This window comes from Stappia sp. ABD4_338 (assembly GCF_056312175.1).
Map to the genome: position 1 here is coordinate 3,880,583 of NZ_CM149982.1, position 16,829 is coordinate 3,897,411.

Sequence of the window (16,829 nt, forward strand, 5' to 3'; positions counted from 1 at the left end):
ATATAGGACCGCCACGGGGTCCTGTCACAGCCCCCGCGTCACGGCGTCGGACGGATTTTCGCCTGGCTGCCGATTTCCTCGCGCGCCGACTTGCATTAAGACGGTCGCGAAGCGGCCACGCGACACGCCCCGGCAGGGGGCGAGGTGGCCGGCGCACGCGGCAGGCGCATGCGCCACGGGGCAGAAACACGGACGAGAGGAAACTCCCATGCGGCCATCCAAACGCGCTGCCGACGAATTGCGCGCCGTCACGCTCGAGCGTGGCGTTTCCAAGCACGCCGAGGGCTCTTGCCTGGTCAAGTTCGGCGATACGCATGTCCTGTGCACGGCCAGCCTCGAGGAGCGCATTCCGCCCTGGCTGCGCGGTCAGGGACGCGGCTGGGTGACCGCCGAATACGGCATGCTGCCGCGCGCCACCGGCGACCGGATGCGCCGCGAGGCCTCCGCCGGCAAGCAGTCCGGCCGCACGCAGGAAATCCAGCGCCTCATCGGCCGCAGCCTGCGCGCCATCGTCGACCTGCCGGCGCTCGGCGAGCGTCAGATCTCCGTCGATTGCGACGTGATCCAGGCCGACGGCGGCACGCGCACCGCCGCGATCACCGGTGCCTGGGTGGCCCTGAACGACTGCATCGAGTGGATGCGTGCCCGCGACATGGTGACGAAGCCGGTCCTCAAGGACCATGTGGCCGCCATTTCCTGCGGCATCTACGGCGGCACCCCGGTGCTCGACCTCGACTACGCCGAGGATTCGGAAGCCGACACGGACGCCAATTTTGTCATGACCGGCGCCGGCGGTATCGTCGAGATCCAGGGAACGGCGGAAGGCACGCCCTTCTCCGAGGACGAGTTCGCCGCCCTGATGGGGCTGGCGAAGACGGGGATTGCCCGGCTCGTCGACTTCCAGAAGATGGCCATCAGCTGAGCCGGGGCAACAGCATGAGCGCAAGCGCACCCAGGACGGACCGTCGCCGGCTCGAGCCCGGACGGCTAGTCCTCGCCAGCCACAACAAGGGCAAACTGCGCGAGTTTTCCGAGCTTCTGGCTCCCTTCGGGCTCGAGGTGGTGTCGGCGGGCGAGTTGAACCTCGCCGAGCCGGAGGAGACGGGAACGACCTTCGAGGCCAATGCGGAACTCAAGGCACGGGCCGCGGTCGAGGCAACGGGGCTTCCCGCCCTGTCCGACGACAGCGGTTTTTGCGTTGCCGCCCTCGACGGAGCGCCGGGCGTCTACTCCGCCCGCTGGGCCGGTCCGGAAAAGGACTTCGCCATGGCCATGCGGACTATCGAGGAAAAGCTGCAGGCCGCCGGGGCAACCGATCCGGCGGACCGGCGCGCGTCCTTCGTGGCCGTGCTCTGCCTCGCGTGGCCCGACGGCCACGTCGAGCTGATCCGGGGCGAGGTCGAGGGCACGGCCGTCTGGCCGCCACGCGGCCAGGGCGGCTTCGGCTACGATCCGATGTTCCGCCCGGACGGGTACGAGACCACCTTCGGCGAAATGTCGTCGGAGGAAAAACACGGCGGGAACGACGGAAATCCGCCGCTTTCGCACAGGGCGCGCGCCATCGAGGCGCTCGCGCGGGAGTGTCTGGAGGCACGATGAGCGAAACGGACGGCCAGCAGCAGAACAGGGAGAGCTTCGCCGCGATCGCCGCGCGCGAGGAGCGCCCCGTCGCGCCCGTGCGCCCCGAGGGCGGCTTCGGCATCTACGTGCATTGGCCGTTTTGCGAATCCAAGTGCCCCTATTGCGACTTCAACAGTCACGTCCGGCACGCGCAGGTCGATCAGGCCCGCTTCGCCGCCGCTTTCGAGACCGAGCTGGCCACAATGGCCGGGCGAACCCGCGGGCGCGTGGTGGATTCCGTTTTCCTTGGCGGTGGAACGCCGTCGCTGATGGAGCCGGGCACGGTTGCCAGGGTGCTCGACGCCGTCGCGAAGCACTGGTCGCTGGCGCCAGGCATCGAGGTCTCGATGGAGGCCAACCCCTCCTCGGTGGAGGCTGAGCGCTTCCGGGGATATCGCAGCGCCGGCGTCAACCGGCTGTCCCTCGGCGTCCAGGCCCTCAACGACGCGGACCTCAGGCGCCTCGGCCGCCTGCACGACACGGCCCAGGCCCTTGCCGCGATCGAAACGGCACGGGCAACCTTCGACCGGATCTCCTTCGACCTGATCTACGCGCGGCCGGAGCAGACGGCGGAGGCCTGGGAAGCGGAACTCACCCGCGCTATCGGCCTCGCGGCCGACCACCTGTCGCTCTACCAGCTCACCATCGAGCCGGGGACGGCCTTCTTCGAACTGTGGCGCAAGGGCGCGCTCGTGGTGCCCGACGCCGATGTCGGGGCCGATCTCTACGAACTGACGCAAAAGGTCTGCGCGGCCAACGGCATGCCCGCCTACGAGGTGTCCAATCATGCCCGTCCGGGCGCCGAGTGCCGGCACAATCTGGTCTATTGGCGCTACGGGGATTATGTCGGCGTCGGGCCGGGCGCGCACGGCCGGCTTTCGGGCGGCAACGGCAAGTTCGCCACCGCCACGGAACGCCACCCCGAGACCTGGCTTTCGCTGGTCGAGACGCGTGGCGACGGACTGGTCGAGGACCTGTCGCTCAATGCCGAGGAGCAGGGCGACGAGTTCCTGCTCATGGGACTGCGGCTGGTGGAGGGCGTCGACCTTGCCCGCTACGAGGCGATCTCGGGGCGCCGCATCGACCCGCGCCGCATCGCGGATCTCGTCGAACACGGCATGGTCGAACGCCTCGACGACGCCCGCGTTCGGGCGACGCCGGCCGGCTTCCTGGTGCTCGACGCGGTCGTCGCGGACCTCGCCGCCTGATTTTTCGAGCAAGGCGCGCGACTGGTGACATTTGGCAACACCTGCCGCGAAGCTGCTTGAAAGACCTTCCTTTTACGGAACCGGACCGGTGCATATCCGGGTCCCTCCGGCCCCTTTCCGCTCCACCTGCCGGTGCGCACACGGTGCACGGCAGTTGAACGACGCGCCGTTTTCGACATATTAATTTTGCACTGCAAAAATTGCGGGGTGCGCGCCTTCGGCGCCGCACCTGCGGAATTGCCGCCAGACTGCGAGGTCGGTCACGTGTTCTATCAGCTCTACGAGTTCAACCATGCCGCCATGAGCCCGGTTCGGGCGATGGCCGACATGACACGGCTCTATTTCCAGAACCCATTGAATCCCTTGACACATACGCCGGTCGGGCGACAGGTCGCGGCCGGATGCGAGATGGTCGAGCGGCTCACCCGGCGCTACGGAAAGCCCGAGTTCGGGCTTCCCGAGACCACCGTGAGCGGCGTCAAGGTGCAGGTTCGCGAAGAGATCGTCTGGAGCAAACCCTTCTGCAACCTGCTTCATTTCGATCGCAAGACGGGGCCGCAGAAGCACCCCGATCCGAAGATTCTCGTCATCGCGCCGATGTCGGGGCACTACGCGACGCTGCTGCGCGGCACGGTGGAGACGCTGCTGCCGAAGGCGGACATCTACATCACCGACTGGATCGACGCACGCATGGTGCCGCTCGCCCAGGGGCATTTCGACCTCGACGACTACGTCGATTACATCATTGAAATGCTTCACTATCTCGGTCCGAACACACATGTTCTCGCGGTCTGTCAGCCCTCGGTTCCGGCGCTTGCCGCCGCCGCGGTGATGGAAAAGCACGGGGATCCGATGTCGCCGGCGACCCTCACGCTGATGGGCGGGCCGATCGACACGCGGATCAATCCGACGGCGGTCAACGAGCTGGCCGAGAACAAGCCGATCGAGTGGTTCGAGAACAACGTCATCATGAAGGTGCCGTTCCCGCAGCCCGGTTTCATGCGCGACGTCTACCCGGGCTTCCTGCAGCTCTCGGGCTTCATGAGCATGAACCTCGACCGGCACGTCAGCGCGCACCGGGACTATTTCCAGCACCTCGTCGCCGGCGACGGCGACAGTGCCGAGAAGCACCGCGATTTCTACGACGAATATCTCGCGGTCATGGACCTGACGGCCGAGTTCTACCTGCAGACCGTCGACACGGTGTTCATCCAGCACGCGCTGCCCAAGGGCACCTACACCCATCGCGGCGAACTGGTGGATTGCGGTGCCATCCGCCGCACGGCCCTTCTGACCGTCGAGGGCGAGAAGGACGACATCACCGGTCGCGGCCAGACCAAGGCCGCGCATGACCTGTGCACCAGCCTCGCGCCGGAGATGCAGGCCCATTACATGCAGCCAAGCGTCGGACATTACGGCGTTTTCAATGGCTCTCGCTTCCGCTCCGAGATCGCGCCGCGCATCCTCGACTTCATCCGCTCGCACATGACGCGGCCCGAAAAGGCTCCGCCGCTCCCCAGGGGCACGAGCGAGGTTGCCGAGGCCACGCGCGGCGAGGATACGGCGCCGACCGCGAAGGCTCCCGCCAAGGCCGCCGGTCCGGACGCCGGTGTCGCCGCCACGACGATGTCCGACCCGCTCGCGGCAATCCTGCTTGCCGAGCCCCAGGGCGTTGCCGACGACCTGACCGCCATCACCGGCATCGGGCCGAAGCTGCAGACCGCCCTCAACGGCGCGGGTATCTTCCACTACTGGCAGATCGCCGGGCTCAACGAGGCCCAGATCGAGGCGCTGGACGGCAAGCTCGACTTCCGTGGCCGCATTGCCCGAGACGGCTGGATCGAGCAGGCGCAAAAGCTTGCAGGCGAGCCGGCCGAGCACTGAGGACAAGCCCTCACGGCGCTGCCCGCACCTCACATGAAAAGGCCCGCGCCTCCAACCGGAGACGCGGGCCTTTCTCTATTTTCATTAGCAATATCAATTCCTTGAAATCATATTGCAGGCTCGCGCAATTCCGGGCGAATTTCTTGCAAGAATTGAGCGAATCTTTTTTCGGATTGCGCGCGGTGCCGCTCAGCAGGACGGCGGCACCGGATCGGTGCGCACACGCCGGGTCAGCCGCATGGACAGCCGCTCACCCGGACGCAGCGTGAGCCGGCAGACAGGCTCCACGACCTCCCCCTCCTCCAGGTCGAGCCGGAAGCGGCTTGCCAGCATGGCCAGCGACAGGACGGACTCGGTCATGCCGAAGGCAAGGCCCGCGCAGATGCGCGGTCCGATGGCGAAGGGCACATAAGCGAATTTGGACTGCCCGCCCCGGCGCCCGCCCAGGAACCGCTCCGGCTCGAAATGATCGGCCCGCTCCCAGAGCTCCGGATTGCGGTGAAGCAGCCAGGGCACGACCATCACGATCGAGCCCTTCGGGGTCGCGATGCCACCGACGGTGTCGTCCACCAGGGCCTCCCGGGCGAGGATCGGCACCGGCGGGTAGAGACGCAGCGCCTCCTCGATCACGGCCCTGGTGTAGGACAGGCGGGGCATATCGGCGAAGGTCGGCACACGGGCCTCGTCCCCCGTGCCGAGCACGGCGTCCAGTTCCGCCTCCAGGCGGGCGCGTGCGTGTTCGTCCTGCGACAGCAGATACCAGGCCCAGGCCAGCGTGTTGGCGGTGGTCTCGTGACCGGCCATGAAGATCACCGCAGCCTCGTTGCGGATCGCCCCGCGGGAGAGAGGCCGGCCCTGCTCGTCGCGGGCGTCGAGCAGACCGGCGATGACCGAGGTCTCACCCGCCTCCCGGCGGTCCGCGTAGCGGGAAATGATCTCGTCGAGCACCGCGTCTATGCGCGCGACCGCGCGGCGGATCGCCCGGCCGCGACGGCGCGGCAGCCAGTCCGGCAGGCCGAGCAGGGAAACCAGGTCGATCTGGTCGATGTGACGCTGGTAGTCGGTAAAGCTCTCCACCACCTCGGCGGCATAGTCACGACCGAGCGAACTTCCGAAGATGGTGCGGCAGATGATCTCCGCCGTCAGATGGGCCATCTCCCCCAGCGCGTCGAGCCGCGCGCCCTCTCCCGCACGCGCCCAGGCATCGCCGCGTTCGGCGACCGTCGAGGTCATGACGGGAAAGAAGTCGCGCAGCCGGGAGGCATGGATGATCGGGGCGACGATGTCGCGGCGCGCACGCCAGGTCTCGCCATCGGAAATGAACAGCCCGTCGCCAAGCAGCGGCTCCAGCGCATGGCGCATCTGCGCGCTCTTGCGCTCGAAGCTGGCGTTCTTGCGCTGGAACGCCTCCTGCACCGTCTCGGGCGAGTTGCAGACGAAGATCTGCTTGCGCAGGAGCCGCACCCGGAGCCAGGGCTTCCAGAAGGAGTCCTTGGTCCAGACCGAGAGAAAACTGCGCCGGGCAAGGCCGATCAGCTTCCACACCGGCGGCAGCTTGTCGTGGCGCACCGGACAGGGCGGCACGAAGGACGCGGGCCGCGACGCGGCGGCTGCCGGGCCCGCATTCGGGCCGACGTCAGGGGGGCCGACGTCAGGGGGACCGGACTGGGGGTCGTCCATGATGGATGCCATACCTTGGTTCCTGGAAGCGCTCTCGCCCGTTATGTCAGGCCAGTCGTCTCCCTCCAAGTCCGCATGACCGGATCTTCCCGCCAGCCCTTACGCCGAAGGCGGGGCATAGGTGGCGGGATCGACGGTTTCCGGACGCCCGCCCAGCGCCAGACGGCGAATGTCGGGATCGCTTTCGGCGATCACCCGGCCCGAGCGCACCACGGCAAGCCGGCGCGCGCGCAACCGGATCGCCTCGATGGGGTCGGCCGCCTGCAGCAGCACGAAGTCCGCCTTGCAGCCCTTTTGCAGGCCATACCCGTCGAGTCCGAGCACCCTTGCGGGATGGGTCGTGACGCACTCGAAGGCGTAGCGCATGGCATCGCGGCTCATCATCTGCGCCACGTGCAGCCCCATGGAGGCGACCTCCAGCATGTCGCCGGAGCCCATGGAATACCAGGGGTCCATCACGCAATCATGGCCGAAGGCGACGGTGATGCCGTGCTCGCGCATCTCCGGCACCCGGGTCTGGCCCCGCCGCTTGGGGTAGCTGTCGTGACGCCCCTGCAAGGTGATGTTGATCAGCGGATTGGCGATGGCCGCGACGCCGGCCTCCGCAATCAGCGGCAGCAGCTTGGACACATAGTAGTTGTCCATGGAGTGCATGGACGTGAGATGGGAGCCGGCGACGCGGCCCGACAGGCCGAGGCGCTGCGTCTCCGCGGCCAGAGTCTCGATGTGCCGCGACAGGGGATCGTCGCTCTCGTCGCAATGGAGGTCGACCATCAGTCCCCGTTCGGCGGCGATCTCGCACAACCGGCGCACGGAGCGCGCACCGTCGTCCATGGTGCGCTCGAAATGGGGAATGCCGCCGACCACGTCGACGCCCATGTCGAGCGCGCGCAGCAGGTTCTTCTCCGCGTTCGCCGAGCGATAGAGCCCGTCCTGGGGAAAGGCGACAAGCTGCAGGTCGAGCCAGGGCGCGACCACCTTCTTCACATGCAGAAGCGCCTCGACGCCCGTCAGCCGGTCGTCGCAGACATCCACATGGGTGCGGATGGCGAGCAGGCCCTGGCTGACGGCCAGATCGCAATAGCGAAGCGCGCGCTCGACCACCGCCTCGACCGTGAGCAACGGCTTCAGCTCTCCCCACAGCGCGATGCCCTCAAGCAGGGTACCGCTTTCGTTCATGCGCGGCAGGCCGAGCGACAGCGTCGCATCCATGTGGAAATGACTGTCGACGAAGGGCGGTGAGACAAGACGGCCCGCCGCGTCGATCACCTGCTCCGCGTCGGCCCCGATCGCGGGTTCCAGCGCCACGATGTGCCCGTCGCGACAGGCGATGTCGAGCGGGCCGCGACCGTCGGGCAGCATCGCGTTCCTGACGAGAAGATCGAGGGTCATCCTTGTCCTTTCGGGCATTCCGGGCGGGGCGCGGGGAGGCGGCGGCGCAAATCACCTGGCACCGGCGCGGAGTTTCGGCGAGTACGGGCTCCGGCTCAAGAGGTCTTTGCCCGGGTTGGCGGACAGGACGCATCCCCCGCACTCATGGCGGCGCCCGCTCTCTCATGGCAGCGCCTCCGGCAAATTCCGCTTCCAGCCACGCGGCCACCCGTCGCACGTCACGCCGGACGGCTGACGCCGGCGCCGCAAGCAACCGGTAGGCATGACCCGCAACGCAGGCCTCCGGCCAGGGTTCGGCCAGAAGGCCCGCCTCGACCATATGGCCGGCGAGGATCTCGCTGAGGATCACGATGCCCTTTCCCGAGACGGCAGCGAGCGCGGCGTGATGCTCGTCGTCGAAGGAAAGCGCCGGCGGCGCGCCGACCCCGCGATGCGCCTCGAACACCTCGAGCGAAACCGGCGCGAGGTCCCGCGCCTGCCAGCGGCAGGTGAGAAGCGACAGCCGGTCGAGCGCCTCCGGCGGCCCCTGCGCCACATGCGGCGCGGCATAGGCGCGAAAGCGCTCGCCGGCCAGAACACGACCCGTGCCGGTCGGAGACCGTGAGCCGTAACGTACCGCCAGGTCGATGTCGCGCACGCGCTCCAGATCGGCCGGCGCGTGTGACGCCTCGAGACGAAGCGTGACACCGGGCAGAGCGGCCGCGAGTGCGGACAGGCGGGGAGCGAGCCACAGGGCGGCGAAGGCCGGCGTCGCGGACACGCAGACGATCCGGGCTCCCGCGTCCAGGCGCTCGAAGGCCGCATCCAGCAGCGCAACCGCGCCGCGCGCCGCCTCGAAAAGCTCCACCCCCGCCGGGGTCAGCTCCACCTTGCGGTGGCTGCGGCGAAACAGCGGCTGGCCGAGTTCCTCCTCGAGATTGCGGATCCTGTGGGAGACCGCCGTCGGCGTCATGGCCAGTTCCCCGGCCGCCTCCTTGAAGCTGCCAAGCCGGGCGGCCGCCTCGAAGACACGCATCGCGGCAAGGGAGGGACGCGCCATTACGGATGATCTTTCTTCATCCGAAGAGGTCGCATGTTCTTTTGAAGAGTCATTTTATTCCAATATCTTAAAAGGAATTCCGCATGGAGGCATACTCATGAGAAACATACTTCGCATCGACACAAGCGCGCAACAGGAGCGCTCGCTGACACGCGCGCTCGGCGACATTTTCGAGGATCGCTGGCAGAACCTGCGCCCCGAGGACACCTGGCAGCGGCGCGACCTGGCTCTCGACCCGCCGGTGCATGTGGGCAGCGCCTGGATCGCCGCCGCGTTCACGCCGGAAGACCGGCGGTCGAAGGACCAGCAGGACCTGCTTTCCGCATCGGACCGGATGATTGCGGAACTGGCGGCGGCCGACCTGATCGTGATCACCGTGCCCATGTACAATTATGGCCCGCCCTCGACCCTGAAGGCGTGGATCGACAACGTGGTGCGCAAGGACAGGACCTTCTCCTTCGACCTGACGCGGGGCGACTGGCCGCTGGAGCCGGTCCTTTCCGGCAAGGAACTGGTGGTGCTGACCGCCTGCGGCGAGTTCGGCTTCGGGCCTGGCGGCTCGCGCGACGGCATGGACCATCTGCTGCCCCACCTGGACACGGTGCGTCACTACCTGGGAGCCGAAACCATGCATGTGGTGCGCATCGAGTACCAGGAGTTCGGTGACGACCGTCACCGCACCTCCCTCAAGGCGGCCCGAGACGAGGCCGGGGCGCTGGCCGAGCGGCTGGCGGCGCGGACACGCCCCTCCCTTCAGGGCGAAGCCCGATAACCCGGGCAAACGGGAAACACCCGCCGGGCGGCACGCGCCGCCCGGGAACCGGACAAACATGGCGACGCACAAGGCCTCACCCCAAATACCAAAAATGTATTATTACAACTCAAAACAACTCTAGATATATTAATTTCGTCATTCTCATGTAAATACCGAAAACAATATCATATATATCATGAAGTCGTTCAAACCTCCGGACGAGCGGATCATGAGATTTTATTTCTTTTGACCCGGGAGGATCGCTTCGACTTTGCAATATATATCTCGTTTGACTTCGGTCATTCAATTTATGCTATCGGGAGGGACAGAGCATGAAAAGGATACTCCGCATCGACGCCAGCGCCCGGCAGAGGCGATCGCTGACACGCACGCTCGGAAACAGCTTCGAGGAACGCTGGCAGAGCCTGCGCCCAGAGGACACCTGGGAGCGGCGCGACCTGGCGCAGGAGCCGCCTGCCCACATATGCGACGACTGGATCGTCGCCGCCTTCACCCCCGACGAGGACCGCTCCCCGGAACAGGAGCAGCTTCTTGCCCCGTCAGAAAGAATGATCGAGGAGCTGGCGGCGGCCGACGTGATCGTACTGACGACGCCCATGTACAACTACGGCCTGCCCTCGACCCTGAAGGCATGGATCGACAACGTGGTGCGCAAGGACAGGACCTTTTCCTTCGATCTCGACCGCGGGGACTGGCCGCTCGACCCGCTGCTCGCGGGCAAGGAACTGGTGGTGCTGACCGCCTGCGGCGAGTTCGGTTTCGAGCCCGGCGGCTCGCGCGACGGCATGGACCACCTGCTGCCCCACCTGGAGACCTTGCGCGAGTTCCTCGGGGCCGCGACCATGCATGTGGTGCGCATCGAGTACCAGGAATTCGGCGACCGCCGCTACCGTGCCTCCCTCAAGGCGGGGCGGGCCGACGCACGGGAGCTGGCCGAGCGGCTGGCCATGCGGGTTCCGGAACTCCAGTAGATCGGCCGGTCTCCTTCAAACGACACGCATCCGGCCGGCGAGGACGAGCGCCGCCGTCCGGATGCGCTCCCGGTGCGCATCCCCCTTGACCGTCGCGGCCGCGCGGCGGACAAGAACGGCCATGCCGACCAGCTTCTCCGCCCTCGACGTCCTGCTTGTCGCCGTTCTTCTCGTAACCGCCTGGTGGCTCGCGCGGCCGGCGGTGTCACGCAACAGGCTGTGGCAGGCGACGGTGACCCCGCTCGCCTCCATCATCGGCAGCGGCTTCCTGGTGCTCGGACCGCTGCTCGACAACGCCTATGGCGGCTACGCGCCGCTCGCGATGGCGCTCCTGTGCGCCGCCGCCTGGGTCATGGGAGCGGCGGTGCGGTTCAACATCGCCCGGCTGGATGCGCAAGGTCACGACCGCAGTTCCGCCGAACGGCGGCTCGAAAGGATGGCCTCCTGGGCCCTGTCGGGCGCCTATGTCATTTCCGTCACCTATTATCTCAACCTGTTCGGCTCCTTCGGCGTCAGCCTGACGCCGCTGCACGAGACGCTGCACGGCCGTCTCCTGACCAGCGCGGTCCTGCTGGTCATCCTGGGCGTGGGCTGGACCAAGGGGTTCAAGGCGCTGGAGGGGCTCGAGCAGGTTTCCGTCACCGTGAAGCTTGCCGTGATCGCGGCGCTCGCGGCGGGGCTCGCCGTGCATTTCGGCGAGGCGGGCGCGGCTGGAACCCTGCACGCGGACGCGCCGCGCGAGACCGGATGGCAGGCGCTGACCCTCGGCTTCGGCCTCATCGTCACCGTGCAGGGTTTCGAGACGTCGCGCTATCTCGGCGCCACCTATGACGCGCCGACACGGATCCGCTCCATGCGCCTGGCGCAGATCATCGCCACGCTCATCTATCTCGTCTACATCGCGCTGGTGAGCTACGCGGTGGCGAGCCCGGAGGGGGCCGTGCACGAAACGGCGGTGATCGGCATGATGCGCGAGGTCGCGCCCGTGCTGCCGCTGCTGCTGGTCGTTGCGGCTCTCAGCGCCCAGTTCAGCGCCGCCGTCGCCGACACGGTGGGTTGCGGCGGGCTGGTCGAGGAGGAAAGCGGCGGCCGGCTCGGCGAACGACAGGCCTATGGCGTGCTGGTGGCGGTCGGCCTGGCGCTCACCTGGACCTCCGGCGTCTTCGAGATCATCGCCTATGCCTCGCGCGCCTTCGCGCTCTACTACGCCCTGCAGGCCGCGATCGCCGCCCTCGGCGCGCGGCGGGAAGGGCGGATGCACCTGGCGGCGGGCTTCGCGCTGGTGGCCGCGCTGGCGCTCGCGGTCACGGTGCTCGGAACGCCGGCGGAAGGATAGCCGGCGTCACAACACGCTCTTCAGCCGGCTCACGACATGCTTGAGCACGGCGACGCGCGCGTGCCGCTTGTCTTCCGAGGAGATCAGCGCCCAGGGAGCCTCCTCCGTCGACGTGCGGTCGATCATGTCGCCGGCGGCGCGCGCGTAGGCGTCCCACTTGAGCCGGTTGCGCCAGTCCTCGTCGGTGATCTTGAAGCGCTTGTAGGGCGTTTCCTCGCGCGCCTTGAAACGGGCGAGCTGCTCTTCCTTGCTGATCGCCAGCCACAGCTTCACCACCAGGACATTGTCGTTTGCCAGTTCGCTCTCGAAGGCGTTGATCTCGCCATAGGCGCGCATCCAGTCCTCACGCGAGCAGAAGCCCTCGACCCGCTCGACCAGCACCCGGCCGTACCAGGAACGGTCGAAGACGGCGATGTGGCCGTGACGCGGCACCCGGGTCCAGAAACGCCAGAGATAGGGACGAGCCTTTTCCTCCCGGCCCGGAGCGGAGATGCGATGCACCCGGTAGCTGCGCGGGTCGAGCGGGCGGATGAGCCGGCGGATCGCGCCGCCCTTTCCGGCCGCGTCGTTGCCCTCGAAGGCGATCACGAGACCGAGATCGCGAAAGGCGCGCTTGTCGACAAGATGCGCAAGCTCCGCCTGCCAGTGCTCCAGCTCGCCCTTGTAGCGCGCCTTGGGCAGGCGGGCGGAAAGATCGATGGCGTCGATCGCCGAGACGGGCTTCACATGCGCGACCGTGGGCACGACCGGCGCCGCTGCGTCGAAGACGGGCGTTCCGCCCTCGGCAGGTGCGGCGTCACCGGGTACGGCATCCGCCGGTGCCTCCGGCGGCACCGCCTCGGACATGGCGTGGGCGAGCGGCACCGTGCCCGGCACGCTGGCGGCCTCGGGATGGGCGGGCAGGAGCAGGGCGAGGCGGCGGCTGATCGCCATTTCCAGGCAGCGCCCGAAGGCGATGTCGCGGGAGCGGGGATCCTCGGAGGGGATCACGATCCAGGGCGCGGCGGCGGTGGACGTGGCAAGCGCTGCCCGCTCGAATGCCTTCTGCGCCTCGCCGGAATGCTCCAGATCGGTCCACTCGGCCAGGATGCGCCGCGCGCGGGCCTTCTTCTTCAGCGCCTTGAGGCGGTCTTTTTGCTCCTTCGGCCGCAGCGAGAACCAGACCTTGAGCAAAAGCACGTTCTCGCGCGCCAGCATTTCCTCGAAGCGGTTGACGCGGGCGAGGGCGCGCTCGAAGCCCGCCTCGTCCAGTTCGCCCAGCACGAAGCGGCGCAGCGGCTCGTTGTACCAGGAGCCGACCACGACGGAGGTCTCGCCACGCGCCGGCAAATCGCGCCAGTAGCGCCACATGGCCGGCCGGGCGCGCTCCACGTCCGTCTCCTCCTCCTCGTAGGCGTTGCAGGCGAGATAGCGCACGTCCATCCACTCGTGCAGGCGGGCGATGGCGTCGTTCTTTCCGGCGCCGTCGACACCGGCGACCACCACGACCACCGACATGGCACCGGTCCCGATGACCTGACGCTGGGCGGAGAGCAGCGCGGTGCGCACCGCCGGTTCGAGCCGGTCGTAGTCCGAGCCGGACAGGGGGGCGGAAAGTCTCGCGGACTGGAACAAGGGACGCGTCCTGCTTCTGGCGTTGCGGCATCAAAGGCCCCCGGGTCCGCCGGGGAGACCGGACACGAGAGTTTCAACATGCGCGGCGCCTTGCAACCCCGCACGGCATGCCCCGGCGCCCGGCACCCGTTATCCCCACCGCCGGTGCCGGGACGCCGGCGATCTTCACCCGCGACATCAAAAGGATGCGGGAAGGATTGGCGGAACGGAGGCGAGCGCGTACATGTATCGGGCCGAAGAGGCAGGCGCGTGATGCGTCCGCCTCCGCAAGGCCAGAAAACCCGAGCAGGACGCCGTGACCGACATCCTCAATCAGCTCGTGACCTTCATCGGCGAGCATCCCACCCTGGCAAACGCCGTCGTGTTCTTCATCGCCATGGGCGAGGCGCTGTTCCTGATCGGCATGGTCGTCCCCTCGACGGTGGTGCTGGTGGGGGCGGGAACGCTGGTGGGTCTCGGCAAGCTCGATCCCTGGCCGATCTTCATCTGGACGACGCTGGGCGCCATCGCCGGCGACGCGATTTCCTACTGGGTGGGCTACTACTACAAGGACCGGATCAAGTCGGTCTGGCCGTTCTCGCGCTATCGCTCGCTGGTGGAACGCGGCGAGGCCTACTTCCGCAACCACGGCGGCAAGAGCGTCTTCATCGGGCGTTTCGTGCCCGGCGTGAAGGCCATCGTGCCGGGCATCGCCGGCATGGTCGGCATGGGCGCGGCCCGCTTCACCTTCATCAACGTGACCTCGGCCATCGCCTGGAGCGTGATCCACCTGGGCCCCGGCTTCATTGCCGGCACCGCCTTCGGCGCGCTCGGCGAGATCAGCGGACGCCTCGCCACCATGCTCGGCGTGTTCCTGGTGCTGATCTTCATCGCGGTGATGCTGGCGCGCTGGCTGATCCTGATCGTGCTGCCGTTCTATGCCGGCTCACGGCTGCGCTTCGTCGCCTGGCTCGCCTCCCACGACAACCGCGCGGCGCGCTGGCTGGCACGGATGTTCGACCCCGCGCATCCGCGGTCCGCCGGAATGCTGATCTCCGCGCTGCTGCTGCTCGTGACGGTGCCCGTCTTCGTCCTGCTCGCCAGCGCCATTTCGCCCGACGCCGGCCTGCAGCGCGCCGACACGGCCATCCGCAACCTGTTCCAGGACCTGCGCACGCCCACGGGCGACGAGATCATGGTCGCGATCACCATGCTCGGCGACGGACTCATCGCTTCAATCGTCGCCGGCGTGACCGTTGCCTATCTCTTCGCCCGCAAGGCGTGGCGGCGCGCGACCGGCTTCCTCATCGCCATGGCCGGAACGGCGATTTTCGTGCCCCTGTTCAAGCTGCTCATGAACCGGGAACGGCCCATCGACATCTACACCGGCGCCGACGCCTTCTCCTTCCCCTCCGGCCACGCGACGGTCACCACCGTTCTCTACGGCCTGATCGCCGTGCTCGTCGCCCACGACCGGTCGCCACTGACCAAGGCCGGCGTCTTCTCCGTCGCCGTGTCGCTGATCGGGGCGGTCGCCTTCTCGCGCGTCTACCTCGGCGCGCACTGGGCCAGCGACGTGCTGGGCGGCATCGCCTTCGGAACCGCCATGGTGTCCGCCTTCGCCTTCGTGTTCGGCTCGGTTCACAACGAGAAGGTGGGACGCTGGGCGCTCGCCGGGATGGTCACGCTGACCCTGGCGCTTGCCGGCGGCTTTCACGCCATGCGCAATTTCGACGGCGCGCTGGCCATGTACCAGCCGGTCTCGCCGACGGTGACGCTCGCGGAGCCCGTCTGGCGCGCGCAGGGGTGGAAGGACCTGCCGGCGGAGCGCATCGAACTCAACGGCGAGGAGGGCGAGCCGCTGATCCTGCAGTGGGCGGGCGATCCGGCACGCCTTGCCGAGGCGCTCGCCCCGGCCGGCTATGTGGAGGCCCCGCAATGGTCGGTGGCGACCTTCGCCGGCTTCCTGACCGGCCGCACGCCGCCGGAACAGCTTCCCGCCCTGCCACGCATCCAGAACGGGCGCGGCGCGGAGCTCGTTCTCGTGCGCCGCGACGAGGAGAGCGATCCTGTCTCCGCGAACCGGGATGAAGACGAGGCGCGCGACGGCGGGCGCTGGGTGCTGCGCCTGTGGCCGACCCGGTTTCGCGTGAGCACCGTTTCGGGCGAGGACCTGCCCATCCACGTCGGCTCGCTGATCCACGAACGCATCCTGCGTCCGCTCAACGAACTCTCGGCGCCACGCGCGGACCGGGACCTGCCGCTGGCGGAGGAAAACCCGCTGCCGAGAATGAAGGGAGTGGCGATCCGGATGCGCGCGGACGGATCGCAGGTGACGCTTGCCATCGCAAGCGACGTAGAGGTTCCGGAAGCCCCGCTCGCTCAGGCGGGAGCCGACGCCGGCACGGCCCCTCCGGCCGACGCCTCGCCCTCGGGGGCGACGCAGTAAAGCCCGTGAAGGGCCTCCAGCACCCGCGCGACCTCATGGCCCGCGAGCCGGTAGTAGACCGCCTGGCCGGCACGGCGGGCCTCGACCAGTCCCTGGGCGCGCATGCGCCCCAGATGCTGTGACAGCGCCGACTGGCTGAGCCCGACACAGGCGGCAAGCTCGCCGACCTTCCGCTCGCCCTCCATGAGATGGCACAGCACCATGAGCCGGCGCGTGTTGGCCATGGAGGCAAGAAGCGTCGCGGCCCTGTCGGCGCTATGTTCCATATTCTGAATATTCATGCTTGCTAATTTAGCAAACAATAATATATTCGCAATCGGATAAACCGCGTATCCGCCGGACGGGAGCCGTTCCCGCCGGAGAGCCCCCCGACAACGCGGCGGCGCCAGGACCGCCGGCCCGTGGCCGACACCGACGCTTGAGGAGTTGCCCTTTCCCATGACAACCGAATTCACCCCCTATGTGGCCGCGCTCGGCGGAACGCTGATCGGCGTCTCCGCCGTCGTGCTCATGGCGCTGTTCGGCCGGATCGCCGGCATCAGCGGCATAGCCGCCTCGCTGCTTCCCGGCGCCGCATTGCAGTCCGGCGACGGCGAACGTGGCTGGCGCATCGCCTTTCTCGCCGGCATGATCGCCGCGCCGATGGGGCTGCTCGCCCTCACGGGCGAGATGCCGCAGATCGCGGTGCCGGCCTCGAGCCTGGCACTGCTTGGCGGCGGCGTGCTGGTCGGCATCGGCGTCACCCTCGGCTCCGGCTGCACGTCGGGCCACGGCGTCTGCGGCATGGCGCGGCTGTCGATGCGCTCGATCACCGCCACGCTCACCTTCATGGCGACGACGGCCGCGACCGTGTTCGTCACCCGTCACCTGATCGGAGGCTGA

General features: G+C 67.9%; 14 protein-coding genes. 9 read left to right on the plus strand and 5 right to left on the minus strand.

Going from position 1 to position 16,829, the window contains the following annotated elements; genetic code table 11:
- The first annotated feature begins 208 nt into the window (after nt 1–208).
- The 4 genes from rph to phaZ all read left to right on the plus strand — a co-directional run bounded on the left by rph (nt 209) and on the right by phaZ (nt 4,712).
- Entirely contained in the window at nt 209–922 is a 714-nt protein-coding gene (rph, locus tag ACYX4S_RS17360; protein ID WP_293717566.1) for a ribonuclease PH, read from the plus strand.
- A gap of 14 nt (nt 923–936) precedes the next feature.
- Nucleotides 937–1,599: an RdgB/HAM1 family non-canonical purine NTP pyrophosphatase gene (gene rdgB, locus ACYX4S_RS17365; RefSeq protein WP_476361108.1), complete on the plus strand. Its 663-nt coding sequence runs from the start codon at nt 937–939 to the stop codon at nt 1,597–1,599.
- Nucleotides 1,596–2,828: a radical SAM family heme chaperone HemW gene (hemW, locus tag ACYX4S_RS17370; RefSeq protein WP_293717562.1), complete on the plus strand. Its 1,233-nt coding sequence runs from the start codon at nt 1,596–1,598 to the stop codon at nt 2,826–2,828. The genes rdgB and hemW overlap by 4 nt, the downstream gene beginning before the upstream one ends.
- A 300-nt stretch (nt 2,829–3,128) precedes the next feature.
- On the plus strand, nt 3,129–4,712 hold the full coding sequence (phaZ, locus tag ACYX4S_RS17375) for a polyhydroxyalkanoate depolymerase (protein ID WP_476362887.1): 1,584 nt from the start codon (nt 3,129–3,131) through the stop codon (nt 4,710–4,712).
- Between the two features lie 189 nt (nt 4,713–4,901).
- Here the strand turns inward: phaZ and ACYX4S_RS17380 are convergent, their stop codons facing one another.
- From ACYX4S_RS17380 to ACYX4S_RS17390, 3 genes are all read right to left on the minus strand, one after another.
- Nucleotides 4,902–6,404 (minus strand): cytochrome P450, encoded by a 1,503-nt coding sequence (locus tag ACYX4S_RS17380; RefSeq protein ID WP_476361109.1) that lies wholly within the window; start codon nt 6,402–6,404, stop codon nt 4,902–4,904.
- Between the two features lie 87 nt (nt 6,405–6,491).
- A complete protein-coding gene (locus ACYX4S_RS17385) occupies nt 6,492–7,784 on the minus strand; it encodes an amidohydrolase family protein (RefSeq protein WP_422070049.1) in 1,293 nt (430 codons plus the stop codon).
- A gap of 142 nt (nt 7,785–7,926) precedes the next feature.
- Nucleotides 7,927–8,823, minus strand: coding sequence for a LysR family transcriptional regulator (locus ACYX4S_RS17390; RefSeq protein WP_476361110.1), 897 nt, complete (start codon nt 8,821–8,823; stop codon nt 7,927–7,929).
- 97 nt (nt 8,824–8,920) lie between these two features.
- On the opposite strand from ACYX4S_RS17390, the gene ACYX4S_RS17395 reads away from it, so the two are divergent.
- The 3 genes from ACYX4S_RS17395 (at nt 8,921) to ACYX4S_RS17405 (ending at nt 11,905) form a co-directional block, all read left to right on the plus strand.
- Nucleotides 8,921–9,595, plus strand: coding sequence for an FMN-dependent NADH-azoreductase (locus tag ACYX4S_RS17395; RefSeq protein ID WP_476361111.1), 675 nt, complete (start codon nt 8,921–8,923; stop codon nt 9,593–9,595).
- 314 nt (nt 9,596–9,909) lie between these two features.
- Nucleotides 9,910–10,569 (plus strand): FMN-dependent NADH-azoreductase, encoded by a 660-nt coding sequence (locus tag ACYX4S_RS17400; RefSeq protein ID WP_476361112.1) that lies wholly within the window; start codon nt 9,910–9,912, stop codon nt 10,567–10,569.
- Nucleotides 10,570–10,690: 121 nt separating this feature from the next.
- Complete coding sequence (locus ACYX4S_RS17405; protein WP_476361113.1) at nt 10,691–11,905, plus strand: APC family permease; 1,215 nt, start codon at nt 10,691–10,693, stop codon at nt 11,903–11,905.
- 6 nt (nt 11,906–11,911) lie between these two features.
- Here ACYX4S_RS17405 and ACYX4S_RS17410 read toward each other — a convergent pair whose 3' ends face one another.
- Nucleotides 11,912–13,519, minus strand: coding sequence for a polyphosphate:AMP phosphotransferase (locus tag ACYX4S_RS17410; protein WP_476361114.1), 1,608 nt, complete (start codon nt 13,517–13,519; stop codon nt 11,912–11,914).
- 295 nt (nt 13,520–13,814) lie between these two features.
- Between ACYX4S_RS17410 and ACYX4S_RS17415 the strand changes: the two genes are divergently transcribed.
- Nucleotides 13,815–15,947 carry a bifunctional DedA family/phosphatase PAP2 family protein gene (locus ACYX4S_RS17415; RefSeq protein WP_476361115.1) on the plus strand — a complete coding sequence of 711 codons (2,133 nt, stop codon included), beginning with the start codon at nt 13,815–13,817 and terminating at the stop codon, nt 15,945–15,947.
- On the opposite strand, the gene ACYX4S_RS17420 is transcribed toward ACYX4S_RS17415, so the two are convergent.
- Entirely contained in the window at nt 15,881–16,213 is a 333-nt protein-coding gene (locus tag ACYX4S_RS17420) for an ArsR/SmtB family transcription factor (RefSeq protein ID WP_476361116.1), read from the minus strand. The genes ACYX4S_RS17415 and ACYX4S_RS17420 overlap by 67 nt on opposite strands.
- A 172-nt stretch (nt 16,214–16,385) precedes the next feature.
- On the opposite strand from ACYX4S_RS17420, the gene ACYX4S_RS17425 reads away from it, so the two are divergent.
- On the plus strand, nt 16,386–16,829 hold the full coding sequence (locus ACYX4S_RS17425; protein ID WP_476361117.1) for a YeeE/YedE family protein: 444 nt from the start codon (nt 16,386–16,388) through the stop codon (nt 16,827–16,829).

Bases quoted from the DNA above. Each gene is read 5' to 3' on its own strand.
- ACYX4S_RS17425 (WP_476361117.1), top strand. From the start codon at position 16,386: ATGACAACCGAATTCACCCCCTATGTGGCCGCGCTCGGCGGAACGCTG.
- ACYX4S_RS17380 (WP_476361109.1), bottom strand. From the start codon at position 6,404: ATGGCATCCATCATGGACGACCCCCAGTCCGGTCCCCCTGACGTCGGC.
- rdgB (WP_476361108.1), top strand. From the start codon at position 937: ATGAGCGCAAGCGCACCCAGGACGGACCGTCGCCGGCTCGAGCCCGGA.
- ACYX4S_RS17385 (WP_422070049.1), bottom strand. From the start codon at position 7,784: ATGACCCTCGATCTTCTCGTCAGGAACGCGATGCTGCCCGACGGTCGC.
- ACYX4S_RS17405 (WP_476361113.1), top strand. From the start codon at position 10,691: ATGCCGACCAGCTTCTCCGCCCTCGACGTCCTGCTTGTCGCCGTTCTT.
- ACYX4S_RS17395 (WP_476361111.1), top strand. From the start codon at position 8,921: ATGAGAAACATACTTCGCATCGACACAAGCGCGCAACAGGAGCGCTCG.
- hemW (WP_293717562.1), top strand. From the start codon at position 1,596: ATGAGCGAAACGGACGGCCAGCAGCAGAACAGGGAGAGCTTCGCCGCG.
- phaZ (WP_476362887.1), top strand. From the start codon at position 3,129: ATGAGCCCGGTTCGGGCGATGGCCGACATGACACGGCTCTATTTCCAG.
- rph (WP_293717566.1), top strand. From the start codon at position 209: ATGCGGCCATCCAAACGCGCTGCCGACGAATTGCGCGCCGTCACGCTC.
- ACYX4S_RS17420 (WP_476361116.1), bottom strand. From the start codon at position 16,213: ATGGAACATAGCGCCGACAGGGCCGCGACGCTTCTTGCCTCCATGGCC.
- ACYX4S_RS17390 (WP_476361110.1), bottom strand. From the start codon at position 8,823: ATGGCGCGTCCCTCCCTTGCCGCGATGCGTGTCTTCGAGGCGGCCGCC.
- ACYX4S_RS17400 (WP_476361112.1), top strand. From the start codon at position 9,910: ATGAAAAGGATACTCCGCATCGACGCCAGCGCCCGGCAGAGGCGATCG.